This window comes from Streptomyces ambofaciens ATCC 23877, assembly GCF_001267885.1.
Classification (GTDB): Bacteria; Actinomycetota; Actinomycetes; order Streptomycetales; family Streptomycetaceae; genus Streptomyces; species Streptomyces ambofaciens.
This window is the reverse complement of record NZ_CP012382.1, coordinates 824,558-849,000: the sequence shown is the minus strand read 5'-3', so window position 1 is coordinate 849,000 and position 24,443 is coordinate 824,558. Positions and strand designations below refer to the sequence as shown.

General features: G+C 74.0%; 23 protein-coding genes. 10 read left to right on the top strand and 13 right to left on the bottom strand.

What is annotated here, in order from left to right; translation table 11 throughout:
• The first annotated feature begins 80 nt into the window (after window positions 1-80).
• Window positions 81-407: an ANTAR domain-containing protein gene (locus SAM23877_RS03830; RefSeq protein ID WP_174532190.1), complete on the top strand. Its 327-nt coding sequence runs from the start codon at window positions 81-83 to the stop codon at window positions 405-407.
• Window positions 408-426: 19 nt separating this feature from the next.
• On the opposite strand, the gene SAM23877_RS03825 is transcribed toward SAM23877_RS03830, so the two are convergent.
• Window positions 427-1,221: a SigB/SigF/SigG family RNA polymerase sigma factor gene (locus tag SAM23877_RS03825; RefSeq protein WP_053126932.1), complete on the bottom strand. Its 795-nt coding sequence runs from the start codon at window positions 1,219-1,221 to the stop codon at window positions 427-429.
• 298 nt (window positions 1,222-1,519) lie between these two features.
• On the opposite strand from SAM23877_RS03825, the gene SAM23877_RS03820 reads away from it, so the two are divergent.
• Window positions 1,520-2,044 (top strand): hypothetical protein, encoded by a 525-nt coding sequence (locus SAM23877_RS03820; RefSeq protein WP_053126930.1) that lies wholly within the window; start codon window positions 1,520-1,522, stop codon window positions 2,042-2,044.
• 12 nt (window positions 2,045-2,056) lie between these two features.
• On the opposite strand, the gene hemC is transcribed toward SAM23877_RS03820, so the two are convergent.
• The 4 genes from hemC to SAM23877_RS03800 form a co-directional block, all read right to left on the bottom strand.
• Window positions 2,057-2,992 carry a hydroxymethylbilane synthase gene (gene hemC, locus SAM23877_RS03815; protein WP_053126928.1) on the bottom strand — a complete coding sequence of 312 codons (936 nt, stop codon included), beginning with the start codon at window positions 2,990-2,992 and terminating at the stop codon, window positions 2,057-2,059.
• Between the two features lie 67 nt (window positions 2,993-3,059).
• A complete protein-coding gene (locus SAM23877_RS03810) occupies window positions 3,060-3,839 on the bottom strand; it encodes an NPP1 family protein (protein WP_053126926.1) in 780 nt (259 codons plus the stop codon).
• 134 nt (window positions 3,840-3,973) lie between these two features.
• Window positions 3,974-4,954, bottom strand: a complete 981-nt coding sequence (locus tag SAM23877_RS03805) for an ATP-dependent DNA ligase (protein ID WP_053126924.1) — start codon at window positions 4,952-4,954, stop codon at window positions 3,974-3,976.
• A gap of 96 nt (window positions 4,955-5,050) precedes the next feature.
• On the bottom strand, window positions 5,051-6,535 hold the full coding sequence (locus SAM23877_RS03800; RefSeq protein WP_053142139.1) for an MFS transporter: 1,485 nt from the start codon (window positions 6,533-6,535) through the stop codon (window positions 5,051-5,053).
• Between the two features lie 238 nt (window positions 6,536-6,773).
• Between SAM23877_RS03800 and SAM23877_RS03795 the strand changes: the two genes are divergently transcribed.
• Both SAM23877_RS03795 and SAM23877_RS03790 read left to right on the top strand, forming a co-directional pair.
• Window positions 6,774-7,430, top strand: a complete 657-nt coding sequence (locus SAM23877_RS03795) for a TetR/AcrR family transcriptional regulator (protein ID WP_053126921.1) — start codon at window positions 6,774-6,776, stop codon at window positions 7,428-7,430.
• A gap of 242 nt (window positions 7,431-7,672) precedes the next feature.
• Window positions 7,673-8,191 (top strand): MarR family winged helix-turn-helix transcriptional regulator, encoded by a 519-nt coding sequence (locus SAM23877_RS03790; RefSeq protein ID WP_053126919.1) that lies wholly within the window; start codon window positions 7,673-7,675, stop codon window positions 8,189-8,191.
• 83 nt (window positions 8,192-8,274) lie between these two features.
• On the opposite strand, the gene SAM23877_RS03785 is transcribed toward SAM23877_RS03790, so the two are convergent.
• Window positions 8,275-9,471: an MFS transporter gene (locus SAM23877_RS03785; protein WP_053126917.1), complete on the bottom strand. Its 1,197-nt coding sequence runs from the start codon at window positions 9,469-9,471 to the stop codon at window positions 8,275-8,277.
• Window positions 9,472-9,882: 411 nt separating this feature from the next.
• On the opposite strand from SAM23877_RS03785, the gene SAM23877_RS03775 reads away from it, so the two are divergent.
• Genes SAM23877_RS03775 through SAM23877_RS03760 form a run of 4 tightly spaced genes read left to right on the top strand, consistent with a single transcriptional unit; the run spans window position 9,883 to window position 13,980 of the window.
• Window positions 9,883-10,707, top strand: a complete 825-nt coding sequence (locus SAM23877_RS03775) for an AraC family transcriptional regulator (protein WP_079030004.1) — start codon at window positions 9,883-9,885, stop codon at window positions 10,705-10,707.
• A gap of 31 nt (window positions 10,708-10,738) precedes the next feature.
• Window positions 10,739-11,119, top strand: a complete 381-nt coding sequence (locus SAM23877_RS03770; RefSeq protein ID WP_053126912.1) for a DoxX family protein — start codon at window positions 10,739-10,741, stop codon at window positions 11,117-11,119.
• On the top strand, window positions 11,116-11,583 hold the full coding sequence (locus SAM23877_RS03765) for a peroxiredoxin (protein WP_053126910.1): 468 nt from the start codon (window positions 11,116-11,118) through the stop codon (window positions 11,581-11,583). Before SAM23877_RS03770 ends, SAM23877_RS03765 begins: the two co-directional genes overlap by 4 nt.
• Before the next feature lie 54 nt (window positions 11,584-11,637).
• Complete coding sequence (locus SAM23877_RS03760) at window positions 11,638-13,980, top strand: SpoIIE family protein phosphatase (RefSeq protein WP_053126908.1); 2,343 nt, start codon at window positions 11,638-11,640, stop codon at window positions 13,978-13,980.
• Window positions 13,981-14,063: 83 nt separating this feature from the next.
• On the opposite strand, the gene SAM23877_RS03755 is transcribed toward SAM23877_RS03760, so the two are convergent.
• On the bottom strand, window positions 14,064-14,894 hold the full coding sequence (locus tag SAM23877_RS03755; RefSeq protein WP_053126906.1) for an aldo/keto reductase: 831 nt from the start codon (window positions 14,892-14,894) through the stop codon (window positions 14,064-14,066).
• A 180-nt stretch (window positions 14,895-15,074) separates the two neighbouring features.
• Here SAM23877_RS03755 and SAM23877_RS03750 point away from each other — a divergent pair, with 180 nt between their 5' ends.
• On the top strand, window positions 15,075-16,064 hold the full coding sequence (locus SAM23877_RS03750) for a TauD/TfdA dioxygenase family protein (protein ID WP_053126904.1): 990 nt from the start codon (window positions 15,075-15,077) through the stop codon (window positions 16,062-16,064).
• Between the two features lie 30 nt (window positions 16,065-16,094).
• On the opposite strand, the gene SAM23877_RS03745 is transcribed toward SAM23877_RS03750, so the two are convergent.
• Together SAM23877_RS03745 and SAM23877_RS03740 are read right to left on the bottom strand one after the other, a co-directional pair.
• Window positions 16,095-17,597, bottom strand: a complete 1,503-nt coding sequence (locus SAM23877_RS03745) for a metallophosphoesterase family protein (RefSeq protein ID WP_053126902.1) — start codon at window positions 17,595-17,597, stop codon at window positions 16,095-16,097.
• A gap of 204 nt (window positions 17,598-17,801) precedes the next feature.
• Window positions 17,802-18,422 (bottom strand): L-threonylcarbamoyladenylate synthase, encoded by a 621-nt coding sequence (locus SAM23877_RS03740; protein WP_053126899.1) that lies wholly within the window; start codon window positions 18,420-18,422, stop codon window positions 17,802-17,804.
• A gap of 157 nt (window positions 18,423-18,579) precedes the next feature.
• Here SAM23877_RS03740 and SAM23877_RS03735 point away from each other — a divergent pair, with 157 nt between their 5' ends.
• On the top strand, window positions 18,580-20,112 hold the full coding sequence (locus tag SAM23877_RS03735) for a PucR family transcriptional regulator (RefSeq protein ID WP_053126897.1): 1,533 nt from the start codon (window positions 18,580-18,582) through the stop codon (window positions 20,110-20,112).
• Between the two features lie 143 nt (window positions 20,113-20,255).
• On the opposite strand, the gene SAM23877_RS03730 is transcribed toward SAM23877_RS03735, so the two are convergent.
• The 4 genes from SAM23877_RS03730 to SAM23877_RS03715 all read right to left on the bottom strand — a co-directional run bounded on the left by SAM23877_RS03730 (window position 20,256) and on the right by SAM23877_RS03715 (window position 24,164).
• Window positions 20,256-21,482 carry a cytochrome P450 family protein gene (locus SAM23877_RS03730; RefSeq protein WP_053126895.1) on the bottom strand — a complete coding sequence of 409 codons (1,227 nt, stop codon included), beginning with the start codon at window positions 21,480-21,482 and terminating at the stop codon, window positions 20,256-20,258.
• A gap of 123 nt (window positions 21,483-21,605) precedes the next feature.
• Window positions 21,606-22,646: an NAD(P)-dependent alcohol dehydrogenase gene (locus tag SAM23877_RS03725; protein ID WP_053126893.1), complete on the bottom strand. Its 1,041-nt coding sequence runs from the start codon at window positions 22,644-22,646 to the stop codon at window positions 21,606-21,608.
• 55 nt (window positions 22,647-22,701) lie between these two features.
• Complete coding sequence (locus tag SAM23877_RS03720; protein WP_053126891.1) at window positions 22,702-23,490, bottom strand: SDR family NAD(P)-dependent oxidoreductase; 789 nt, start codon at window positions 23,488-23,490, stop codon at window positions 22,702-22,704.
• On the bottom strand, window positions 23,487-24,164 hold the full coding sequence (locus SAM23877_RS03715; RefSeq protein ID WP_053126889.1) for a TetR/AcrR family transcriptional regulator: 678 nt from the start codon (window positions 24,162-24,164) through the stop codon (window positions 23,487-23,489). The genes SAM23877_RS03720 and SAM23877_RS03715 overlap by 4 nt, the downstream gene beginning before the upstream one ends.
• Window positions 24,165-24,443 lie beyond the last annotated feature (279 nt).

The following is a 24,443-nucleotide window of genomic DNA, read 5'->3' as shown; positions in this document are numbered from 1 at the left end:
TCACTTGTGACCACGATGGAGGCGTCGGAGCCGTCCCGCGCGGCACAGACGGCGGTGATCCGCCGGATCCGGAGGTGACCATGCCCACGGACCGGGGCTCGGGCTCGGACCAGGTCTTCCAGCTGCAGGAGCAGGTCCGGCAGCTGAAGGAGGCGGTCGTCTCGCACGCCGTCGTCGACCAGGCGATCGGGATGATCGTCGTCCTCGGCCGGATGACACCGGACCAGGGGTGGATCGTCTTGAAGGAAGTCTCCCAGCATACGAACATCAAACTGCGCAATGTGGCAGAAATGATACTCATCTGGGGGCGCACCGGAGTGATGCCGCCGGAGATACGCGCCACGCTGGAGGCTTCCGTCGACCGGCACGGCCCGACGCAGATCCCCGGCGCCCCGCCGCAGGGCTGAGACCGCGTCCTCAGCGTCCTCAGCGGGCCTCGGCGAGGATCTCGTCGCGGATGCGGTCGAAGCAGCCGCTGAGCAGCCGGGAGACGTGCATCTGCGAGATGCCGAGCTGCTGCGCGATGCGGCTCTGCGTCATTCCTCCGAAGAACCGCAGGTAGAGGATGGTGCGCTCGCGTTCGGGCAGCGCCTCCAGACAGGGCCGGACCGCCACCCGGTCCACCACCGCGTCGAAGGCGGGGTCCGGGCCGCCGAGCGCGTCCCCGAGGGCGTACCCGTCGGTTCCCGGCATCTCCGCCTCCAGCGAGAGGGCGGAGAAGCACTCCAGGGCCTCCATGCCGGTACGGACCTCGACCGTGGTCAGATGCGCGTGATCGGCGATCTCCTCGACCGTGGGCGCACGCCCCGGCGTGACCTGCGCCAGCTCCTTCGCGGACTTGCGGACCCGGTTGCGCAGGTCCTGGATGCGGCGCGGTACGTGCAGGGTCCACATGTGGTCGCGGAAGTGCCGTTTGATCTCGCCCGTCACGGTGGGCACGGCGTACGCCTCGAAGGCGTGGCCGCGTCGCGGGTCGTAGTGGTCGACGGCCTTGACCAGTCCTAGAGCCGCCACCTGGTAGAGGTCCTCCAGGTTCTCCCCGCGGCCCCGGAAGCGGACGGCGATCCGCTCGGACATCGGCAGCCAGACCTGGATCAGCTCGTCCCGCAGCGCCTTGCGCTCCGGACCCTCGGGCAGCCCCGCGAGCCGGTCGAAGGCCGCGGCGGTGTCGGGGGCGTCGTCGTGGGGGTGGGGCTTGGTTCTGCCGGCGATACGCGTCATGCGCACCTCCCTCAGCAAGGGCGCTGGCAAATCCTCATATATATGGATACTGAGCGCGAATGTCCCGGACTGCCACCCGAACGGCTGCGGACCGGTGACCGGGACGGCGGCGCCCGGGGACGTGATGTGCGGCACGCTCCGGGTGACCGTCCGGCGCGGACACCGGCGGATAGTTCCTGCGCAACGCTTGATCGTCGATCAAAAGGGGCGAAGTCCCTGGCCACAGCGCATTCCGCTCATTTGACAGTGCACTGAGCGCACAGATAGGAAGCAGCGTCGAGAGGTCGAGAGGGGCACCGTGTACGAGCCGAACGTGGTCGGGGACTGGCAGGAGTACGACGAGCACGACGGCCTGCGGGTCCGCGTCCACCGTCTTGAGCCGGCCGAGCCGCCGCGTGGACGGGACGACGCGGCCGAGGGGCTGACGTACTTCTGTGTCCGGGTGACGGTGGAGAACCGGGGCGCCCGGCATCTCGGCGTGCACCTGGAGGACGGCCAGATCGACGTGCGGATCGGCCCCGACGGGGAGAGCGCCTTCCTCGACTGGCGCAACTCCCAGTTCATCGAGGGCTTCGACGTCTACCCGCTGCGCCGGGCCACCGCCGTGCTCTACGCGGCGGGCCCGGAGGCGAACCTCTCCCAGGTGGACGTCCAGGTACAGGTCCGGGTGGACGAGGACTGGGCCGACCGCCGGGTGTGGACCGGTGGCCTCGGGCTGCCGGACGAGGGCGCCGAGCCCCCTTCCGGCGCGGCGCGCGGCGACGGGCTGGCGTGTCAGGTGAGCGCCTTCCTGCGGGACCAGGCGGAGAAGGGCACCGCCTGACCCCGCGGCGCCTCAGTGCGGGATGCCGTCGATGATCTCGCGGGCGCCCTGACGCAGCAGGGCCACGGCGACCGAGGTGCCGAGGGTCGCCGGGTCGAGCCGGCCGGCCCACTCGTGGGCGTTCAGCCGGGTCTTGCCGTCCGGGGTGAACACACAGGCCCGCAGGGAGAGTTCCCCGCCGCGGTCCACCCGGGCGTAGCCGGCGATCGGGCTGTTGCAGTGCCCCTGCAGGACGTGCAGGAACATGCGCTCCGCCGACGCCTCCCGGTGGGTCGCGGGGTGTCCGAGGCCGCTCACCGCCTCGATGAGGTCCGTGTCGCCCTCCCGGCACTGCAGGGCGAGGATGCCCGCGCCGATCGGCGGCATCATCGTCTCCGGCGAGAGGACCTCGCTGATCACGTCCCGGCGGCCGATGCGCTCCAGGCCGGCCACGGCGAGCAGCAGGGCGTCCGCCTCACCGGCGGCCAGCTTGGCGAGGCGGCGGTTGGCGTTGCCCCGGAACGGTACGCACCGCAGGTGGGGATGGGTCGCGGCCAGCTGGGCGACGCGGCGCACCGAGGAGGTGCCGACGCGGGTCCCGGCCGGGAGCTCGTCCAGCGTGAGCCCGTCCGGATGGATCAGGGCGTCGCGGACGTCGTCCCGCTCCAGGAACGCGGCGAAGACCGTGCCCGCCGGAAGCGGCCGGTCGGCGGGCACGTCCTTGACGCAGTGCACCGCGAGATCGGCCTCGTCCGACAGCAGCGCGGCGTCGACCTCCTTGGTGAACGCGCCCTTGCCCTCCACCTGCGACAGGTCACCGAGCCACTTGTCGCCGGTGGTCTTCACCGGCACGACCTCGGTGCGCACGCCGGGGTGGAGGGCCGCCAGCCCGGCCCGGACGCGCTCGACCTGCGCCAGGGCCATGGGGGAGTCGCGGGAGACGATGCGGATCAGTTCGGGGACGGACATGCGGACACGATAGTGCTCTTCGGGGCGTGCGGGCCGTGCGGTTCGCCCGACCGGCCCTGCCGCCGGGTCAGGCGTACGGGTCGAAGGGGACGCCGGAGGGTTTGGCGGCGGCCAGGTGGGAGGCGAAGCTGCCGTCCTTCAGACCGAAGTGGGCGCTGCCGAAGTCGTGGGTGCTCAACTTCTCGCGCACACCGGCCGGATAGCCGTTCCAGCCGACCAGCGTCGGGTACTGCCAGCCGCCCCTGTGGTTCTCCGGCGGTTCGTCGCCCGAGGTCGCCGGCCGGAAGCAGTGGGTGCTGATGCCGTCCTTGTGGTAGACGATCTTCGGGTGGGTGCCGTCGAAGCGGATCGCCGACCTCGCGTGCACGCTGAACGAGCCGTGGTTGGAGGTCGAGACGTACTCGACGCCGCCACCGTCCCGCACCCACACCACCACGTGCTCCCAGTCGTGGCGGTGCCCGCCGAGGCTGCTGCCGGGCAGCGCCTGGTCCTTCTCGAAGTAGAGGCCGTACATGTAGGCGCACCAGCCGTTGTGGCACTTGGCGCGCGCGTAGCCGTTGGTGTTGTCGAGGTCGGCGGCGTCGCGGCAGTTGCCGTTGAGGGCCCCGGTCGGGTTGAGCCCGCCGTTGACCGCTCCGTCCACGCCGATGGCCGGGGTGGGGTAGCAGCCGTCGGTGTCGTAGTCGTAGGCGGGCTGGTACGTCCGCTCCGCGGCGTCGGCGTTCCCGGGCAGTCCCGGGGGCGGGGCGGCGAAGGCGGTGGCGGGGAAGGCGACGACGAGGGCGAGGGCGCCGAGCGGCGTGGCGAGCCATCTCTTGCGGCGGGCGGGGGGTGTACGCGAGGGCACCGCGTCCTCCTTTGGTCGGGCGCAGCCCAACGGCTGTGGGGGGAAAGGGACTTCAGCGTGCCGTCTTTCCCCTTCCGCGCCAAGAGGTCCCGGGCGTCCCTGCGGTGAAGGTGAGCCCAATACTTGACCCCGCGTCACACCATGTCGTCCGGCAGGTCGGCGGCCGACTCCTCGGGCGCGAGGTCCGGACGGAGCCTCAGCCACGACGGCTGGCGCAGCATCCCCTCCCGGGTGCGGGTGCTGTAGCGGACCTCGCCGACCAGCCGGGGGACCGCCCAGCGCGCTCCCCGCACCGGCGGTACGGGGTCGAAGGGACACACGTCGGTCTCGGCCGCCCGCAGCAGTGCGGCCAGCTCCGTGCGCTCGGCCGCGCTCCAGCCGGTGCCGACCCCGCCGACGTAGCGCAGCCGGCCCGCGGCGCGCTGGCCGACCAGGACGGCGCCGGGCAGGCCCGTGAGCCGCCCCTTGCCGGGCAGCCAGCCGCCGACCACCACGTCCTCGCTGCGCATGTTGCGGATCTTGATCCAGGCCCGGGAGCGGACGCCGGGCTCGTACACCGAGTCCAGCCGTTTGCACACCAGGCCCTCCAGCCCGTGCTCGCGGGTGGCACGCAGCGCCTGTGCGCCGTGGCCGACCAGGGCTCCCGGCGTCGACCAGGAGGGGCCGACGAGGCCGAGGGCCGTCAGCCGTTCGCGGCGGGCGGTGTACGGCAGCCCCAGCAGGGAGTGGCGTCCCAGGTGCAGGGCGTCGAAGAGCACCAGATGGACGGGGACCTTCGCCGCCCGCTGCGCCACCCGGCCCGGGGCGTGCGCCAGGCCCATCCGGGACTGCAGCAACTGGAAGTCGGCGCGGCCCTCGTCGTCCAGGGCCAGTACCTCCCCGTCCAGGACCGCGGGGGCGTCGCCGAGCGCGGTGCCGAGCGGTGCCAGCTCGGGGTAGGCGGCCGTGATGTCCTGGCCGGAGCGGGCGCGCAGCAGCACACTGCCGTCGCCGGGCAGGTAGACCACCACCCGCTGGCCGTCCTGCTTGGTCTCGTACGCCCAGCGCGTGTCCTGCGCGGCGGGTGGCAGGGGGCCGGGCGTGGCGAGCATGGGAGGGATCAGCGGCAGCTCCACGGGTCAGTTCTCGACGCCCCCGTACGCCGTCACGCGCGCCGTCCGGCAGTTTCGCCTGAACGGCGCCGGTTCCCGGGGGAGCCGGCGCCGTCGCCGTCAGCGGACGGGAGCGGTCCGCGCCTGGGCACCGTCGGCCGGTGCCGGGTGCGGCCCGCCGGCGGCGGGACGGTGCCGGGGGATGAAGGACGCGATCACCAGGGCGAGCAGGGCGGCGCCCGCGCCGATCGCCATGACCACCTTGAACGCGTTCTCGGACGGCAGGGCGAAGCCGCCGAGGCTGATGGTCATCTGAGCCAGGATCACACCGGCCACGGCGCTGGCGACCGACGTACCGATGGACCTCATGAGGGTGTTCAGGCTGTTCGCGACGGCCGTCTCGGCCGCGGGCACCGCACCCATGATCAGGGCCGGCATGGCGCCGTAGGTGAAGCCGATGCCCGCGCTGATGACGCAGGAGAACAGCACCAGCTGCCACACCTCGGCCATCAGCACGATGCCCAGACCGTAGCCCGCCGCGACGATCACCGTGCCGATCATCAGGGTCACCTTGGGGCCGCGGGCCTTGGAGACCTTGGCCGAGACCGGGGCGAACGCCATCATCACCAGGCCGGACGGCGCCATGACCAGGCCCGCGGTCAGCAGTGAGCGGCCGAGGCCGTAACCGGTGGCCTCGGGCAACTGCAGGAGCTGCGGAAGCACCAGGGACATCGCGAACATCGAGAAACCGACCGCTATGGACGCCAGGTTGGTGAACAGCACCTGACGACGGGCGGTGGTGCGCAGGTCCACCAGCGGCTGCGGGGTGCGCAGCTCCCACCGGCCCCACACCAGGAGCACGACGACGGCCGCCGCGAACAGGCCGAGCGTGGTGCCGCTGGACCAGCCCCAGTCGGCGCCCTTGGAGATCGCGAGCAGCAGGCACACCAGGCCGGCCGCCATGCCGATGCCGCCCGGGACGTCGAAACGGCCGCCGGTGCGCACCGCCGACTCGGGCACCAGCACCAGTACCAGTACCAGGGCGACGGCGCCGAGTGCGCCGGAGACCCAGAACAGCATGTGCCAGTCGAGGTTGTCCGCGATCAGCGCGGCCGCGGGCAGGCCGAGCGCGCCGCCGACCCCGAGCGAGGCGCTCATCAGGGCGGTGGCACCGGCCAGCCGTTCGGCGGGCAGTTCGTCGCGCATGATGCTGATGCCGAGCGGGATCACGGCGGCGGACAGCCCCTGCATGGCGCGGCCGACGACCATCGGGACCAGCGAGTCGCTCAGTCCGCAGACCGCCGAGCCGGCGATCAGGAGCACCAGGCTGAACAGCAGCATCCGCCGCTTGCCGACCATGTCGCCGAGCCGGCCGACGACCGGCGTGGCCACCGCCGCCGCGAGGAGGGTGGCGGTCACCGCCCAGGCCGCGTCCGAGGCCGGTGCGTCCAGGAGTTCCGGCAGCTCCGGAACGATCGGGATGACCAGGGTCTGCATCAGCGAGACGACGATCCCGGCCAGGGCCAGTACCGCCACCACGGCGTTCGGCCGCGGCGCGGCGGCCGTCTCGGCGGCGCCGGGGGGTCCGGCGGGAGAAGCGGGCATGGACATGCCTTTCGGGTCACGGGCATGGGACCGGAGGACCGGTACGCGAGCACAATTTAAATCAGTCGCTTGACGTACTCTACGGGCAGAGGGGAGCGCCCGTGCACCCGGGCCGCGCACCGTCCCGCACCCGGGGGTGCGTAGGCTTCCCCGAAGGCGCCGCGCGGCGGCGGACCTGTGACGACTCGAGGGACTGGCCGTCGCGGGGCGCGAGGAAGGTCCCGGCGCGGTGGTGAGCATGGCGGGCAGGGCGGTACGGGCGGAACAGGTCAGTGCGACCCGGCAGCTGATCCTGACCACGGCCGAGCGGCTGTTCGCCGAGCACGGCGTGTACGCGGTCTCCAACCGCCAGGTCAGCGAGGCCGCGGGGCAGGGCAACAACGCCGCGGTCGGCTACCACTTCGGAACGAAGTCCGACCTCGTCCGCGCCATCGCCGAGCGGCACTCGGAACGCGTCGAGGACCTGCGGGCCCGGCAGCTGGCCGCCCTCGGCGACTCGACGGACCTGCGCGACTGGGTGGACTGCCTGGTGCGGCCGCAGTTCGACCACCTGGCCGCGCTCGGCAGCCCCACCTGGTACGCGCGGTTCTGCGCCCAGGTGATGACCGATCCGGCGCTGCGGCAGATCATGGTCGAACACTCCCGTGCCTCCCCCTCGCTGCGCGAGATCATCGAGGGGCGGACCCGGTGCATGCCGGCGCTGCCGGACGAGGTCCGGGCCGAACGGGGTGACATGGCGCGCCACCTCATCGTGCACGTGGCCGCGGAGCGGGAGCGCGCGCTCGCCGAAGGGCGGCCCACCCCGCGTGCCACCTGGCAGGAGACCGCCGACGGTCTCGTCGACGCGATCGTGGGCATGTGGCTGGCGCCCGTCACTCCCCGGGACGGGCCGTGAGGGGTACCTGAAGGTGAGGGGCCGGCGGGCCGGGCGGACCCGGGCCGCGGTGTCCTCGGCCGGGCGGGCCCCGGATCCGTCACCTCCGTGGGCGGTGCCGTCGGCGATCGACATCCTCGGCCGCTGACCCCGCGCGTCACGCGCCGGATTCCCCCTCCCCGTCCGGCCGGGCCCCCCGCCTGTGCCGCGATCGGTGAGCGGTCGCTTACTTGAGTGAGGCAAGGAGATGGTAAAGTGCCCGTATGTCCACCGTTCCGCTCCCCGACGGCCCCGTGTCACCGGAAGTGGCCGAGATCGAGCGGGCGCTCACCAGGGTCGCCTACCTGGGCACCCGGCAGCGGCAGCATGACCGGCTGACCGCCCTCGCGGACGTGCCCCTCGACCGGGCCGCCGTGGCGCTGCTGCGCCAGGTCGCCGACTCCGAGCCGCTGCGCCCGGGGGAACTGGCCGCCCGGCTGGGCGTGGAGGCCTCGCACGTCACCCGGACGGTGCAGCAGTTGCAGCGGACGGGGCACGTCAGCCGTGTCCCCGACCCCGAGGACCGCCGCGCCCAGCGCATCGAGCTCACCGACGCCGGCCGCCGGGCCGTCGCGCGCCTGCGGGAAGCCGGAGCCCGCGGCATGCAACTCGCCCTGGCCGACTGGTCCCCCGAGGATCTGCGGCACCTCGCCACCCTTTTCCACCGCATGGTGGACGACTTCCTCGGTCACGCGGCGGAGGAGGAGCCCCAGGGCCGGTCCGCCGCGAAGACCGGCACCTGACGGGGGACCTGCCGCGCGGGCGCGGCAGGAGGAGCGGCGTCCCCGGTCGGGCGGCGCGGGGGACCACCGTCCGGAACCGATGCTCACCGCAGGTCGGCGTCGCGCGCCGTCGGCGCCCCGACGGCCGGCGGTACCGGGGGCGGTACGGGTTCGCGCAGACCGCACAGGAGCAGCCGGCCCGCGACCGGAAGGACGACCAGCGGGAGCAGGGCGGTCTGCAGCGACGTGGCGTCGGCGAGTGCGCCCACCGCCGGGGCGGCGAGACCGCCGACGCTCACGGTGAGCCCCAGCGTGACCCCGCTCGCCGTCCCCACCCTGCCGGGCAGGTAGTCCTGGGCCAGCGTGATGTGCAGGGAGAACGGCACGTACAGCCCCGCCGAGGCCAGGGCGACGAACAGGTACACCGCCGGTCCCGGGACGAGGACGACCCCGGCCACCGCGAGAACCGTCAGCACGTAGGAGCGCCGTACGACCTTCAGCCGCCCGTACCGGTCGGCGAGCCGGCCCCCGGCGACGGTGCCCACCGCGCCGCCCGCGTAGAGCACGAACAGCGCGACCGTCCCCGCGAGGCTCCCTCCGCCGGTCCGCTCCCGGACGTACAGCGAGACGAAGCTGCTCAGAGCGACGAACACGACGGAGCGGCAGACGACGGCCCCCGTGAGCCGCAGGAAGGAACGCCGGTCCTCGCGCCCGTCCGCCACGGTCGTACGACTTCCCGGCCCCCGGGCCGCCCCCGCCGAACGCACCGCCACCGCGCACAGGACGGCGCCCACGACCGAGGGCACGGCCAGCAGCGGGGAGGCGCCGAGCCCGCCGTTGGCGACGACCGACCACACGAGCGGCGGGGCGAGCGCGAAGCCGACGTTGCCGCCCAGGGAGAACCATCCCATCGCCGTGTGGCTGCCCCGGGCGGCGTCCCGGGCCGCGCGGGCGGCCTCCGGATGGAAGGCGGCAACCCCGACGCCCCCCGCGGCGACCGCCGCCAGGGTGAGCGCGTAGGAGTCGGTGACGCCGCCGAGGGCGATGCCCGCTCCCGCGGTCAGCGTGCTCAGCGGCAGCAGCCAGGGCAGCGCCCACCGGTCGGTGAGCGCCCCGAACAACGGCTGCACCAGCGATGACACCAGCGAGGCGGCCAGTACGACGCCCGAGGCGGCGGCGTAGGTGTAGGCGCGCTCGGCGACGAAGTACGGCACCAGGGCGGCCACCGCGCCCTGGTGGACGTCGACGCACGCGTGCCCGAGGGACAGCAGGACGATGGGTCGGTCACGGATCGAGGTCACCCGTCGATCGTCACGCCCGCGCCGTCTGTCGGGCTTCCGATAATCTGCCAGTCCATGCCGAACCCCCGCCACATGCCGACAGCCACCGCCGGCGCCTCCGAGCCGCCCCTCGGTTCCGGGCCGCTCGTCGGCTCCGGACCGATTGACACCCCCGGGCCGATGGACACCCCCAGGGCGGCCGATGCCACCGTGCTGACTGACGCCACCGTGCTCTCTGGCGCTCCCGCGCCGGTCGCCGCTCCGGAGCCTGCCGCCGCTCCGGCGCCGGCTGCCGCTGCCGTCCGTGGCGACCGCGACCGGGCGGCGGCGCGCGGTGCCACGGGGCCGGGTGGTGCTACGCCGAAGCCGGACCGCCGAGCCCCGAAGCCGGGCGGCGTTACCCCGAGTCCGGGCCGTGGAGCTCCGGAGGCGGTGCGCGAGGCCCCGGTACGCGAGGCCCCGGTGGTGACCGGGCCCTCCGTGGCCGTCCGGCACACCCCGGCGGCCCCGACCCGCGCCCAGCGGCTGACCGCCGGGCAGCGCATCGACGCCCACCGGCACGATGACCACCAGATCGTCTACGCGGGCTCCGGCGTCGTGGCCGTCACCACCGACGCCGGCACCTGGTTCGCGCCCGGCACCCGGGCCATCTGGGTCCCGGCCGGCACCGTGCACGCCCACCGTGCCCACGGCCTCCTCGACCTGCACCTGGTCGGTCTGCCCGCCGACGACAACCCGCTCGGCCTGGACACCCCCGTCGTCCTCGCCGTGGACGCCCTGCTGCGCGAGCTGATCATCGCCTACACCCTCGACCCCGGCGACACGGGCCCGGAACGCCGCCGCCTCCTCGCCGTCCTGTGCGACCGGCTCCGCGCCTCGCCGCAACAGCCGCTGCGGCTGCCCAGGGCCACCGATCCCCGGCTGGCCGCGGTCTGCGCGCTGGTGCACGAGGACCCCGCCGACGTCCGCACCCTCGCCGGCCTCGGCGCCGCCACGGGGACCGGCGAACGCACGCTCAGCCGTCTCTTCCGCCGCGAGTTCGGCATGACCTTCCCCCAGTGGCGCACCCAGTCCCGCCTCTACCACGCCCTGCGCATGCTCGCCGACGACCTGCCGGTCACCACGGTCGCCCACCGGTGCGGCTGGTCCTCCGCCAGCGCGTTCATCGACGTGTTCCGCCGGTCGTTCGGCTACACGCCCGGCGCCCACCGGGGCCGCACCGGCACCGGTGCGGCCCCGTTCCTTACCGTCGAGTAATATCGCGCGGCAGGCCCCCAGAGGAGGAACCGTGTCCCGTTCCGAACGTTCACCCCTGCTGCTCGCCGGCCTGTTGGCCACCGCGGGCGCCGCCCACTTCGCCCGTCCCCGCACCTTCGACGCGATCGTGCCGCGGAGCCTGCCCGGCTCGCCCCGGGCGTGGACCTACGCCAGCGGTGTCGCCGAGCTCGCGCTCGCCGCCGGCCTCGCGCTGCCGCGCACCCGCAAGGCCGCCGCGCTGGCCACGGCGGCCTTCTTCGTCGGGGTGTTCCCCGCCAACGTCAAGATGGCCGTGGACTGGCGGCACCGCCCCGCGCCGCAGAAGGCCGCCGCCTACGGCCGGCTGCCGGTGCAGGTGCCGCTGGTGCTGTGGGCCCGCGGCGTCGCCCGGGGCAGCGAGGGCCGCTCGTGAGCCGGGGCCCGGTCGTGGGCGACACGGTCGAGGACTTCACGCTGCCGGACGAGACCGGCACCCCGCGCCGCCTGTCCGAGCTGCTCGCCGACGGCCCGGTCGTCCTGTTCTTCTACCCCGCGGCCCTGACCTCCGGCTGCACCGCCGAGGCCTGCCACTTCCGCGACCTCGCCGCCGAGTTCGCCGCCGCGGGCGCCCGCCCCGTCGGCGTCAGCGGTGACGCCGTCGAGCGGCAGCGCGAGTTCGCCGCACGCCACACCCTCGGCATGCCGCTGCTGTCCGACACCGACGGCGCGGTACGCGAGCTGTTCGGGGTGCGGAGAGGGTTCGCCCTGGCTCCCACCCGGCGGGTCACCTTCGTGGTCGGACAGGACCGCACGGTGCTCGAGGTCGTCCGCAGCGAACTGAGGATGAGCGCCCACGCGGACCGCGCCCTGGCGGCGCTGCGCGCTCATCGCGGATAGGACTCCGTCCCCGCGCGGTTGAAACCCGGCCACAACGGGGCAATCCTGGACGCTATGGAGCATGTCTCCGCTGCGGCGACCCTGGACGTGCGCGGCACGGTGACGGGGTGGAGCGAGGGCGCCCGGCGGCTGACCGGCTACCCGGCCGAGGAGGCCGTCGGCCGGTCCGCGCGGGACCTGCTCGCCCAGGAGCCGCCGCCCCGGGCGCTGTCCGAGCTGTCCGGCGAGGCCCTTCTCCGCCACCGGGACGGCTCCGTCCGCTCCCTGTCCCTTCGCGGGCTGCCGCTGCTGGGGGCGGACGGCACCCCGTCCGGGTACGCGGTGACCGTCGAGCCGCCGGACGGCCGCGCCCTGCGCCTGACCGGGGAGACCTTCCAGCAGGCGTCCCTGTCGATGTCCGTCCACGACACCCGGCAGCGCTACCTGCGAGTCAACGACACGGCGCGCCGGATGCTGGGGCTGCCGCAGGAGGACCTGATCGGACAACGGCTGTCCGACGTCATGGAAGAGGTCGACGCCGACGGGTCGGGTTTCATGCGGCATCTGAGGCAGGTGGTCGACACTGGCCGGCCCGCGCACTACGAGACCTTCACGCCCGCCTCCTCCCTGCTCGGCGAGCACGCCTGGACCATCGAGATGTGGCCGGTCCGCGACGCGTCCGACGAGGTCGTGGCCGTGGCAGTGGCGGGCTTCGAGAGCACCGCGCAGCACCGCACGCGGCAGCGGCTGGCCCTGCTGAACGAGGCGGCCACCGGTATCGGCACCACCCTGGACGTCGTGCGCACCGCCGAGGAGCTGATCGACCTCCTCGTGCCCCGCTTCGCGGACTTCGCCAGCGTCGACCTGCTCGAATGGGTGCTGGGCTCGGTGGAGCCCTTCGCGGTCCCGGCCGAGGACATCGAACTGCGCCGCGTGGCCCACAGCGCGGCCACCGAGGGCTTCCCCCGGGCGTCCGTGCACCTGGGCGAGACCGACGTCTACCCGCCGTACTCGGCGCCCGCGCGGGCGCTGAGGGAGGGGCGTGCGGTGCTCAGCGTCCCGGGCGACCCGGACTTCGACCGGTGGATGCGGGTCCGCAACGAGCAGGCCCCGCACAACCGCGCCTTCCGCGAGAGCGTCCGCTCGACCCTGGCGGTGCCGCTGCGGGCCCGCGGCACCACGCTCGGCGTCGCGGTGGCCGTCCGCTCCGGGGAACACGCCCCGTACGTCGAGGACGACGTGGTCCTGGCCGAGGAACTCGCCAGCCGGGCCGCCGTCTGCGTCGACAACGCCTGCCGCTTCGCCCGCGAGCGTTCCACCGCCCTCGCCCTCCAGCACAGTCTGCTCCCCAAGGACCTGCCCGGACAGGCGGCGGTCGAGGTGGCCCACCGGTACCTGCCCTCCGTGTCGGCGGCCGGCATCGGCGGTGACTGGTTCGACGTGATCCCGCTGTCCGGCAGCCGGGTCGCCCTGGTCGTCGGCGACGTCGTCGGCCACGGCATCCCCTCCACGGCGACCATGGGCCGCCTCTGCACGGCCGTCCGCACCCTCGCGGACGTCGACCTGCCCCCCGACGAACTCCTCACCCACCTCGACGATCTCGTCAGCCACCTCGCGGCCGGTGACGTCGGCGAGGAAGTCGCCGAGCTGGGCGCCACGTGCCTGTACGCCGTGTACGACCCGGTCACCCGCCATCTCGCCCTGGCCGCCGCCGGCCACCCCGCGCCGGCCGTCGTCCTCCCCGACGGGACCACGCGCCTGGTCCGCATGACCGCGGGGCCGCCGCTCGGGGTCGGCGGACTGCCGTTCGAGGCGACGGAGCTGGAACTGCCCGAGGGCTCCGTGGTCGCCCTGTACACGGACGGCCTCGTCGAGGACCGCGACCGCGACGTCGACCACGCCACCGCGGAACTGTGCCGTGCGCTGACCGCGCCCGCCAGCTCGCTCGACGCACTCTGCGACACCGTGCTCAAGGCCGTGATGCCCGAGGAGCCCAGCGACGACGTGGCGCTGCTCCTGGCCCGCACCCGGGCACTGGGCGCGGACCAGATCCGCACCTGGGACGTCCTCCCGGACCCCGTGCACGTGGCCGCCGTCCGGCGCTCGGTCAACGAGCAGTTGGCGCGGTGGGGTCTGGAGGAGGCGGCGTTCGTCACCGAGCTGGTCGTCAGCGAGCTGGTCACGAACGCCATCCGGTACGGCGAGCCGCCCATCCAGCTCCGCATCATCCGCGACAGCGCCCTCATCTGCGAGGTGTCCGACGGCAGCTCCACCTCACCGCACCTGCGCCGTGCCCACGCCTACGACGAGGGCGGCCGCGGCCTGCTCCTGGTCGCCCAGCTCACCCAGCGCTGGGGTAGCCGGCAGACCGGCAGCGGCAAGACCATCTGGGCCGAACAGGCACTGCCCGAGGAGTGAACCGCCCCTGGCGGGGCCCCGTCCACCCCGCCGGTCGTGGCGCAGCGGCTCGTGCCCACGCCGACCGGTACCGGGTACCGAGGTCAGAACTCCTCGTGCACCTCCGGATCGCCGCCGAGCCGCCAGTGCGCGCGGTCCGCGACCGTACGCAGCCGGCCGGCGTCCAGGGCGAAACCGAACACGTCGAGGTTGGCCCGCTGCCGCGCGGGGTCGGAGGACTTCGGGATGGGTACGGCGCCGAGCTGGGTGTGCCAGCGCAGGACCACCTGGGCGGGTGTCACGCCGTGGGCCTCGGCGACCTCGACGAGGGCCGGATCGTCCAGCAGGTCGCTGCCGCGGCCGAGCGGGCTCCAGCTCTCGGTGCGGATGCCCTTGCGCTCGTGGAAGGCGCGCAACTCCTCCTGCGGGAAGAGCGGGTGCAGCTCGATCTGGTTGACGGAGGGCAGGACGCCGGTCTCCTTCTCCAGCCGCTCGATGTGCCCGGCCGTGAAGTTCGAGACGCCGACCGAGCGCACCAGGCCGTCGTCGCGCAGCTTGACCATGGCCTTCCAGGAGTCGACGTACCTGTCCAGGCGGGGCAGCGGCCAGTGGATCAGGTACAGGTCGACGTACTCCACGCCGAGCCGCGCCCGTGACTCCTCGAACGAGGCGAGCGTCTCCTCGTAGCCGTGGTGCCGGCCGGGCAGCTTGGTCGTCACCACGATCTCCTCGCGAGGGACCCCGCTGTCGGCCAGACCCCGGCCGACGCCGGTCTCGTTGCGGTAGTTCGTGGCCGTGTCGATCAGGCGGTAGCCCGTCTCCAGGGCCTCGCGGACCGCGCGCCGCGCCTCGTCGTCGGTCATCGGCCAGGTGCCCAGACCCAGGGCGGGGAGCGTGGTGCCGTCGTTGAGCGTGTGTGCCGGGATGCTGATCACCGTGGGACCTTCCCTCGACCGTGTGCGGCGGGGTGCCGCCCGTCCAGCGTCGCCCACGGGACGGCCGATGATCAACCGGACGGCGGGGGAGGGGATCCCGGCCGCTGTCTGCCACGATCTCTGCCGGAGCCCGAACGGCCGACCGGGCACACGACCAGACGACCGACCAATGGAGTGCGCATGACGACCGACAGGACGACGGCGGAACGTACGGCGGAAAGTGCGGCGGCGCGGGCGGCGGGGATCGAGGTCGAACCGGCCGCCGGACACATCGGCGCCGAGATCCACGGCGTCGACCTGGCCGGCGGTCTCGACGCGGCCCAGGTCGCGGCGGTCCGGGCGGCGGTGCTGCGCTGGAAGGTGGTGTTCTTCCGCGATCAGCACCTCGACCACGCCGGGCACGTGGCGTTCGCCCGCCTCTTCGGCGATCCGGTCACCTTGCCCAGGCGCGGCAAGGCGTCCCCGGCCGGTTTCCCGGAGATCGAGACGACCGCCGACCGGCTGGAGCTGGGCGGGCGGTTCGGGATGGAGCACGACGAGTGGCTGCGGCGCCGGCGCCACACGCTGCTGCGCGGCTGGCACTGCGACCACGGCGCCCGCGTCGACCCGCCGGCCGCCACGATCCTGCGCGCCGAGACGGTCCCGCCGTACGGCGGCGACACCACCTGGTCGAACCTCGCCGCCGCCTACGCCGGGCTGTCCGCCCCGATGCGCGCCTTCGTCGACGGACTGCGCGCCGAACACCGCCTCGGCGTCGGCTACCAGCCCCGGCCGGGCGACGACGCCTACGTCCGGCACCTGCTGGACCATCAGACCGCGTCCGTGCACCCGCTGGTCCGCGTCCACCCGGAGACGGGGGAGCGGGTGCTCTTCGTGAACGGCTACTACGTCGAGCAGATCGTCGGACTCTCACGCCCGGAGAGCGCGGCGGTCCTGGAGCTGCTCCTGGAGCACGCCACCCGGCCCGAGTACACGGTCCGCTTCCGCTGGCAGCCGGGCAGCGTCGCCTTCTGGGACAACCGGGCCACCATCCACCTCGCCCCGAGCGACAACGCCCACTTGGACCACCCGCGGACCATGCACCGGGTGATGCTCGCCGGTGACGTGCCGGCCGGGGTGGACGGCACCCCCTCGGAGGCGCTCGTCGGCAGCGCACCGGGACGCTGGTGAACCGGGACGCGGGGGCGCCGCGGAGCGCCGTCAGACGAGCGGGATCGTCACCTCGTCCTCGACCGGCGGGTCCAGCTCCTGAGCCCGGTTGCCGGTGGCGGCGTAGCAGCGCAGCCGGACCGCCTCCGGGGTGACGTCCAGCCGCAGGAAGCACTTGAAGAAGGGCGGGCTGTACGTGGCCGAGCTCGGGGAGAACAGCTGGGTGTAGATCTTGCGCACCGGCAGCCGGAACCGCTTCTTGCGGTCGGGCCGCCGTCCGGTGCCCAGCAGACCGGCGACCAGCCGGGTGCGCCGGGTGGTGCGCGCGTCGGTCCGCGGGGCACGCGCCGGGCGGATGCCGAGGCGTTCGGTGATCACGGCCGTCGCCTCGGCCTCCGTCAGGGTGAAGAAGCGCCGCAGCCGCAGCCGCCGGCCGTACAGCCGGCTGTAGAAGGCGAGGGAGTCGCCCCGCAGCGGATAGCAGCGGAAGTCCTCCTCCGTGACACCGGCCACCGAGACCCGGGGGATCGTGTGGGTGGCGTGCATGAACGCCCCGCCGCCGCCCGCGACGACGTACTGGACGGTGCGGCCCCCCACGTCGACCGGATAGCGCTGGTAGTTGTGGATGTCGCCGCCTATCGCGGCGACGTAGTGGTGGGCCGGGTCGCGGACGATGTCGTCGACCGTACCGCCGCCCTCGACGGGGCACGGGTGGTGCTCGCCGTCCACGTACAGGGGCGAGCCGGTGACGAGGATCTTCGGTCCCGGCGCCCGGGACACCTCGCGCAGCCACGCGCCCTGCTCGGCGTCGACCGTGCCCAGGAGTCCCGTGTCGATGCCGACGATCCGCACCGGGCCGGCGTCGATCGCCCAGTACGGTCCCGGCTGGGCGGCCTGCTGGACGGGCGCGGACCGCATCTCGCGCGCCTCGTCCAGATGCCGGCCGTCGTCCGGACGGGGCCGGTGCCAGAGCAGGTTCCGCAGCCAGGCCCGGGTGAGGGGGCGCGGAGCGGGCTCCGGCGGCAGAGGCGGGGCGTCGTCGCAGAAGACCCGCATGAAGGCGCCGAGGTCCTCGTACCAGTCGTGGTTGCCCGGTATCGCGTAGATCGGCGCCGGGTAGTCGCGGTACGGGCGGAAGAACTTCGTGCCGTAGTCGTCGGCACTGCCCACGGGGTAGATCACATCGCTGGCGACGACGGCGAAGCTCGTGCCCTGACCGGCCTTCAGCAGCCCCGGGACGACGGCGTACTGGGGATCGTCGCCCTCGCCGGTGTCGCCGACGACCAGGAACGAGAAACGGTCCGGGTCCGCACGCCGGATCACCCTGTCGGCCGGCGCCCCGGCCGCCGTCCGCTGCGCCGCCCAGCGGGCGCGGGTGCGGCCCGTCGGATCCCCGAACCAGGAGGCCAGCACGCCGTTGCGCGCGGCCCACAGCGTTCTGGGACTCAGCCAGGAGAGCTTCTCGGTGCGCTGCGGCATGAGGTCTCGGTAGGAGCCGCGCTCGGTGGAGCCCCAGCCGGCGCCTTCGGCGGTATCACGTGAGGAGTTGGACACCCGGGCACGGTAACAACGCCCCGCGCACGGACCCACGAGGGGACCCTCCGCCAACTCCCGCACCACGGCCGCCGTTTCCGGAGACGGAGTGGAGAACGCCCGCTCGCGAGGGCCGAGTGCGCCGGTGGTTCCGGCGGACAGGGCCCACCGCACCGCGAGGGGCCGGCACGACGGCCCGGCCCCTCGCGGTGCGCACACGCTCCGCTACTCGAACCGGGTCGTGTCGCCCGCGCCCCGCCGCACGATCTCCGCCCCACCGCCGGAGAAGTCGACGACCGTGGTCGGCTCCGTGCCGCAGTCCCCGGAGTCGATCACCGCGTCCACCACGTGGTCGAGCCGGTCCTTGATCTCCCAGCCCTGGGTCATCGGCTCCTCCTCGCCGGGCAGCAGCAGGGTGCTCGACAGCAGGGGCTCGCCGAGCTCGGCGAGCAGGGACTGGGTGACCACGTGGTCGGGGATACGCACCCCCACGGTCTTCTTCTTCGGATGCTGGAGCATGCGCGGCACCTCCCTCGTCGCCGGGAGGATGAAGGTGTAGCTGCCGGGGGTCGAGGCCTTGATCGCGCGGAACACGTCGTTGTCGATCTGTACGAACTGACCGAGCTGCGCGAAGTCCTGGCACACCAGGGTGAAGTGGTGCCGGCTGTCCAGTTGCCGGATCGACCGGATGCGGTCGATGCCGTCGCGGCTGCCCAGTCGGCAGCCCAGGGCGTAGCAGGAGTCCGTCGGATACGCGATCAGCGCATCGGAGCGGACGCTGTCGGCGACCTGGGCGATGCTGCGCGGCTGGGGGTTCTCGGGGTGCACGTCGAAGTACTTCGCCATTCACCGAGCTTATGCCCGCCGGGGCGTCCCGCCCGACAGGCCTGCTCGGCGACGCGGGCCCGGCCGCGGCTCCCGTCGGCGGGGCCGGGGGCGCGGAGCCGTGCGGTAACGTCCCCGGTCTGGGCCGGGAGACGAGCCGAGGGCGAGGAGAAGGCCGGTGGCGGGCCGCGAGGACGGGACACGGCAGCGGGATGCCGGGGCCGGTGAGCAGGTGGAGTGGGCGGCGGAGCTGCTCGACCACCTGCGGCCGGCCGGACGCGACGTACGCAGGGTCGTGACCTGGCTCGCCGGGGCCGCGGAGGCGACGGTGACGCTGCGGGACGGCACCGGCCGCCTGCTGGCCGGCACCCGGGCTCCGCTGGACGACGGTCTGCTCGCCGACCTCACCTCGGGCCGGATAGCCTCCGCCGCCCTGGAGGATGGGGACCGGCATCTGCGGCTCGTCCGTGTCGAGCGGGTCCACCCGGCACCGGCCGCCGTCCTCGCGGTCGCCCGCGAGAGGCCGTTCGACCGGCGGTCCGCCGACATCGTCACGCACACCGCCCAGGTGGTGGAGCTGCTGCTGGCGGGCCACGAGTCGGCCGCGGCCGGCCACCGGCTGCGGCGGGCGACGTCCGACCTCCGCCTGGCCATCCTGCAACTGCTCATGGTCGAGGACACCGTCTCCGCCCGGCGCGTGGCCGCCGGGCTGTGGCCGGGTCTGCTCGACACCGACACGGCGTGCGTGTACGTCGTGGAGAGCAGCCCCGAGGAGCGCGACCGCCTCGCCGAGCAGTGCCTGTCGGTGACGGAGGACCGGGCGCTGGTCGTACGGTGCCCGGCCATGGACGGCCACGTCATCGTCCTCACGCCCCGCGCAGCGGCCGGCCGGCAGCTGCGCTCGCTCGTCGGCCGCACCCCCGGCGTCTTCCTGGGCGGCAGCGCACGGCAGAGCCTCGTGCGCACCGCCACCGCCTACGGACAGGCCGTGAGCGCGCTTGCCGTCGCCCGGTTCCGCCCCGAGAAGGCGGCGGTGTACGCCGAGCGGACCCACCCCGAGCGCCTGATGGACCCGGCGGAGCTGCACGGCTGGACGGCCCACGTGCTGCGCCCGCTCGACGCCCTGCCGCACCACACCCGTGCCGAACTGCTCGCCACCACCCGCCTGGGCCTGGAGTTCACCGCCGTCGCCGCGGCGAAGATCCTCGGGGTCAGCCGCAACACGGTCCGCGCCCGCATGGAGCGGGTCGAGGCGCTGCTGCGCACCGACTTCACCGACCTGAGCGCCCGCGCGACCGTCCACCTCGCCCTGAACGCCCAGGTGGGACTGGACCAGCGCCTCGCCGACGGCGGCGCCGAGAGCCCCGCCCCCGTGCGTCTGACCGACCTGCTGGCCGGGCCCGCGCTGCGCGGCTGGGCCGGCGACCTGCTCGGCCGTCTGGAGCCGGACACCCGGCGGCTGCGGCGCACCCTGCGCACCTGGCTCGCCGTCGGCGCCAACGCCGAGCGGGCCGCGCAGACCCTGGGGGTGCATCCCCAGACCGTGCGCGAGCACGTCCGCAGCGCCGAGCCCGTCCTCGAACGCCAGCTGCTCGCCGCCGGCAGCGACCTGTACGAGGTGGTGCTCGCCCACCTCGCGGCGGGCGACCTCGACCAGCCCCTCCTGCACGGGACGAAACCGGGCCATCCGGACTCACCTGTGCACGGGTGAGTCCTCTCCGGCCGGCAGCGGGCATCGACGCGATTCACAACGGCCGAGCCGTCCACATAGGTTCGACGGGTCGCGGGGGCACGACCGGAACGGGGGACCGGTCGCGCCCCCGCGGCCCTCTCGCCGTGCGGCCCGGGGCCGGCTCAGCCGCCCAGCCGTACCGGGATCTCCCGCCAGCCGTAGGCGATGAACGACGGCACCTGCCGCAGTTCCCCGGGGTCCACGGCCAGTCGTATCTCCGGGAACCTCGCGAAGAGGGCGGGCAGCGCCGTCAGCGCCTCCGCGCGGGCCAGCGGCGCGCCGACGCACCGGTGCACCCCGATGCCGAACGCCAGGTGGTCGTCGGTCCCCCGCGCCGCGTCGAAGACGTCCGCGTCCGGCCCGTGGTGCGCGGGATCGTGCCCGGCGGCGGCGTACGTCGTGACGATGGCGTCCCCGGCCGGGACGGTGACACCGCCGACGGCGATGTCGGTGACGGCGAACCGCAGCGGCAGCGACGCGATCGACGGGTGCACGCGCAGGGTCTCGTCGACGACCGCGTCCCAGCCGATCCGCCCGGAGCGCACGGCCGCCAGCTGCGCGGGATGCGTCAGCAGGGCGACGACCGCGTTCCCGATGAGGTTCACGGTGGTCTCGAAACCCGCCCCGATGACCAGCAGCAGCGTGTAGAGCAGCTCCTCGTCGGAGAGCCGGTCGCCGTCCTCGTCGCGGACCCGGATCAGCTCGGTGGTCAGGTCGTCGCCGGGATGCTCGCTCTTGTGCGCGATCAGCGTCGGCAGCACCGTGCCGATCTGCCGCTGCACGGACGCGGCGTGCTCCGGACCCGGGTCGGAGGTGTCCATGACGGCGGCGATGAGGCGCCCGGTGTCCTCCCACATCTCCTCGGGCACTCCGAACAGCTCGCAGATCATGCGCATCGGCAGCGGATGGGCGAACGCCTCCCGCAGATCGGTCCTGTCACCGCGGGACGCTTCGAGCGCGTCGAGCAGTCCGGTGGTGATCGCCTCCACCCTCGGCCGCATCGCCTCGGTGCGCCGGTGCGTGAAGCTCGGCGCCACCAGCCTGCGCAGCCGGGTGTGGTCGGGGCCGTAGGTGGAGAGCATGTTGACCACGCCGACCCAGCCGATGATCCAGGCCCAGGAGGGGTGTTCGCCGATCTCCGGCCACAGCCGCCAGTGCAGCCGCGGGTCCTTGCTGACCCGGGGGTCGAGGATCAACTCCCGGAGCGTGTCGTGGCGGGTGGGCGCCCAGGCCGGTATGCCGCCCGGCAGCTCCACGGGCACCATCGGTCCGAGGGCGCGCAGCCGGGCGCTCTCCCCGGGGATGTCGGCGCCGAACGGGTCGAGGGCGATGCGGTCGGTCACGGTCACGAGGAGGCTCCTCCGGACTGCGGGACGGTCCAGGGGACTGTACTGCCGGGGGAGCGCAAAGGCCGGTCGGGGGCGACGAGTTGGCGCGATCGTCGCCCCCGTCCGGCCGGCGGGGCGCAGCGGTCAGCCGTGGGCAAGGATCACCGCGCGGCCGTTGACCCTCCCCTCGTGGAGTCGCTCGTACGCGAGCGGGGCGTCGTCCAGGGAGTAGGTCTCCGTGTGCACCGACACGGCGCCCGAGCGGGCCAGGGCGAGCACCTCGACGAGCTCGCTCCGGCTGCCCCAGTAGGGGGCGTTGACCGACACCTCGAAGGGCAGCAGCCCGAAGCCGACGGGGAGCGATCCGCCGCCGATGCCCACCAGGGTGACATCGGCCTCCACGGCCGCGACGGCGCCCGCGGTCTTCACCGTCGGCGCCACACCGACGAAGTCGAACACGGCCTCCGCGCCGAGGCCGCCGGTGAGTTCGCGCACCGCGTCCGCCGCCTTCGCGTCCGACAGCACCGCCTCGTGCGCGCCCACCTCGCGGGCGAGGCGCAGCTTGTCCTCGCTGACGTCTAGGGCGACGACGCGGGCGGACGTCAGGGCGCGGAGCAACTGGATGGCCACGTGCCCGAGGCCGCCGGTGCCGATGACCACCGCGGTCGACCCGGGGACCAGCTTGGGCAGCGACCGCTTGATGGCGTGGTACGGCGTCAGCCCGGCGTCCGTCAGGGGTACCGCCGCGACCGGGTCGAGTCCGTCCAGCGGGACCAGGTGCCGGGGGTCGTCGACGAGCAGGTACTCGGCCATCGAGCCGGGCCGGCCGAGCCCGGGCGGGCGGATGCCCAGCTCGTCGGCGCGCAGGCAGTAGTTCTCCTTGCCCTCCGCGCACTTGGCGCACGTGCCGCAGCCCCAGGGCCCGTACACGGCGACCGCGTCGCCCTCGCTCAGGCCGGTGACACCGGCGCCGAGCGCGGCGACCGTGCCGACGCCCTCGTGGCCGAGGGTCAGCGGCAGCTCGTACGGGAAGCCCTCCGCGGGCCAGCTCATCACCGCGATGTCGGAGTGGCAGACGCCGGCGGCGGTGACCTTCAACAGCACCTGGCCGGGGCCGGGCTCCGGGTCGGGGACCGTCACCACCTCGGGCGGGGCGCCGATGGTGCGGTACTGCAGTGCCTTCATGGTGAACTCCTTCGTTCTCCCCCCGGTCCGTGGCCCCCCTGGTGGGCGGGTGGTGTCAGACGGCGGTGTAGGCGCCGTCGACCAGGTGGTAGCTGCCGGCCACGAAGGACGCCCGGTCGGACAGCAGGAAGGCGATCAGCTCGGCGACCTCCTCGGAGCGTCCGAGACGGCCGGCCGGGTGCAGGGCGACCAGCCCGTCGTAGGCGGCCCGGTCCATCGTCCGGAGCAGCGGGGTGTCGATGAAGCCGGGGCCGACCGCGTTGACGCGGATGCCCTTGGCGGCGTACTCGGCGGCGGCGGCCTTGGTCAGGCCGACCACACCGTGCTTGGCGGCGACGTAGGCGGGGGAGCCGGCGAAGCCGACCGACCCGAGGATGGAGGCGACGTTGACGATGGCGCCGCCCTGGCCGGCCGCCTCCATGACGGGCAGTTCGTAGCGCATCGAGTAGAAGACGCCGTCGAGGTTGGTGCGTACGACGCGGTGGTAGGCGTCCACGTCGTACGCGCCGGTCGGGGCGCTCGGGCCGCCGATGCCCGCGTTGTTCACGGCGAGGTCCAGGCCGCCGAAGGTGTCGACGGTGAACCGCACGGCCGCCTCGACGGAGTCCGGACGGGTCACGTCCAGCTCGACGGCGGCGGCTCGGACGCCCAGCGTCCTCAGTTCGGCGGCGGCCTTCTCGGCGCCCTCGGTGTCGAAATCGGCGATGACGACGTTCGCGCCGCCGGCGCCGAGGCGGCGGGCGGTGGCCAGGCCGATGCCGGAGGCGGCCCCGGTGACGAGGGCGGTGCGGCCGGTGAACTCGGGGGTGTGGTCGGGGGCGGGGGTGGTGCCGGTGGTGCTCATGGTGCTTCTCGCTCTTCGGTGGTGCTGTCGGGGGTCGCGGCCGCGGCCTCCGAGGTCAGGGCGTCGTAGGCCCGCTCCACGAGGGCGGCGAGGTCTGCGGCTCCCGAGTCCCGGTCGGCGCCGCGTGCCCACAGGCGCAGGGCGGCGATCAGGACCCCGGCGGCGGCGTCGACGACGGCCGCGGGACGCACGTCCCGGGCCTCGTCGGTGCCGAGCCGGCGGGCGACGATGCGGATCGACTCCTCCTGGGCGTCGACCCGGATGCGCTGGTAGGCGGCGAACAGGTCGGGCTCGCTGTCGGCCAGGGCCACCAGCCGGCGCATGCGCGGACGCACGTGCCAGGCCGGGTCCTCCCGGTCGGCCAGCCAGTCGCGCACGGCCCGGCGGTAGGCGAGGAGGGGTGGCTCGTCGGCGGGCCGTGCGCGCAGCAGCGCGTTGATCCGGTCGCCGTCCCGGCGGACGAAGTCGAGGGCGGCGTCCTCCTTGCCGGCGAAGTGCCGGCTGAACGTGCGCCGCGTGACGTCCGCGCGCTCGGCGATGGCCTCCACGGTGGTCGCCGCGGACCCGCGCTCCAGGATCAGGTCGCAGGCGGCGGTGGCCAGCGCGTCGCGGGTTTGCCGCGCCTTGCGCTGCCGCCGGTCCTCGGGGGCGTGGGGAGGCTTCGTCGCCGTCATGCCTCCGAGCGTACACCCGAAAATGTCCCAACGGGACATGTGGCCCGGTGAGACATGTGGCCCATTGGGACGCGAGGTGTGGTGGGGAGATCGCCTGGGGTCGCGGTGCCGGCCGGCCTGCGGGGTGCCGTGCCGGTCCGGCCACGGGTTGCGGTCCCGGCCGGGCTGTGCTGTGTGCCTCCCGGCACCCCGGGTACCCGCACGACCCCTGAGGCCCCGGACCACGCGACGGGTGTCCGGGACCTCGGCGCGTGGTACGGAAAAGAGAGCAAATCGGTA

Excerpts from the sequence above, each read along its gene's own strand:
- SAM23877_RS03760 (WP_053126908.1), top strand. The coding sequence starts at position 11,638 with ATGGAGCATGTCTCCGCTGCGGCGACCCTGGACGTGCGCGGCACGGTG.
- SAM23877_RS03740 (WP_053126899.1), bottom strand. The coding sequence starts at position 18,422 with ATGGCGAAGTACTTCGACGTGCACCCCGAGAACCCCCAGCCGCGCAGC.
- SAM23877_RS03720 (WP_053126891.1), bottom strand. The coding sequence starts at position 23,490 with ATGAGCACCACCGGCACCACCCCCGCCCCCGACCACACCCCCGAGTTC.
- SAM23877_RS03725 (WP_053126893.1), bottom strand. The coding sequence starts at position 22,646 with ATGAAGGCACTGCAGTACCGCACCATCGGCGCCCCGCCCGAGGTGGTG.
- SAM23877_RS03715 (WP_053126889.1), bottom strand. The coding sequence starts at position 24,164 with ATGACGGCGACGAAGCCTCCCCACGCCCCCGAGGACCGGCGGCAGCGC.
- SAM23877_RS03795 (WP_053126921.1), top strand. The coding sequence starts at position 6,774 with ATGGCGGGCAGGGCGGTACGGGCGGAACAGGTCAGTGCGACCCGGCAG.
- hemC (WP_053126928.1), bottom strand. The coding sequence starts at position 2,992 with ATGTCCGTCCCCGAACTGATCCGCATCGTCTCCCGCGACTCCCCCATG.
- SAM23877_RS03830 (WP_174532190.1), top strand. The coding sequence starts at position 81 with ATGCCCACGGACCGGGGCTCGGGCTCGGACCAGGTCTTCCAGCTGCAG.
- SAM23877_RS03825 (WP_053126932.1), bottom strand. The coding sequence starts at position 1,221 with ATGACGCGTATCGCCGGCAGAACCAAGCCCCACCCCCACGACGACGCC.
- SAM23877_RS03750 (WP_053126904.1), top strand. The coding sequence starts at position 15,075 with ATGACGACCGACAGGACGACGGCGGAACGTACGGCGGAAAGTGCGGCG.
- SAM23877_RS03800 (WP_053142139.1), bottom strand. The coding sequence starts at position 6,535 with ATGCCCGCTTCTCCCGCCGGACCCCCCGGCGCCGCCGAGACGGCCGCC.
- SAM23877_RS03790 (WP_053126919.1), top strand. The coding sequence starts at position 7,673 with ATGTCCACCGTTCCGCTCCCCGACGGCCCCGTGTCACCGGAAGTGGCC.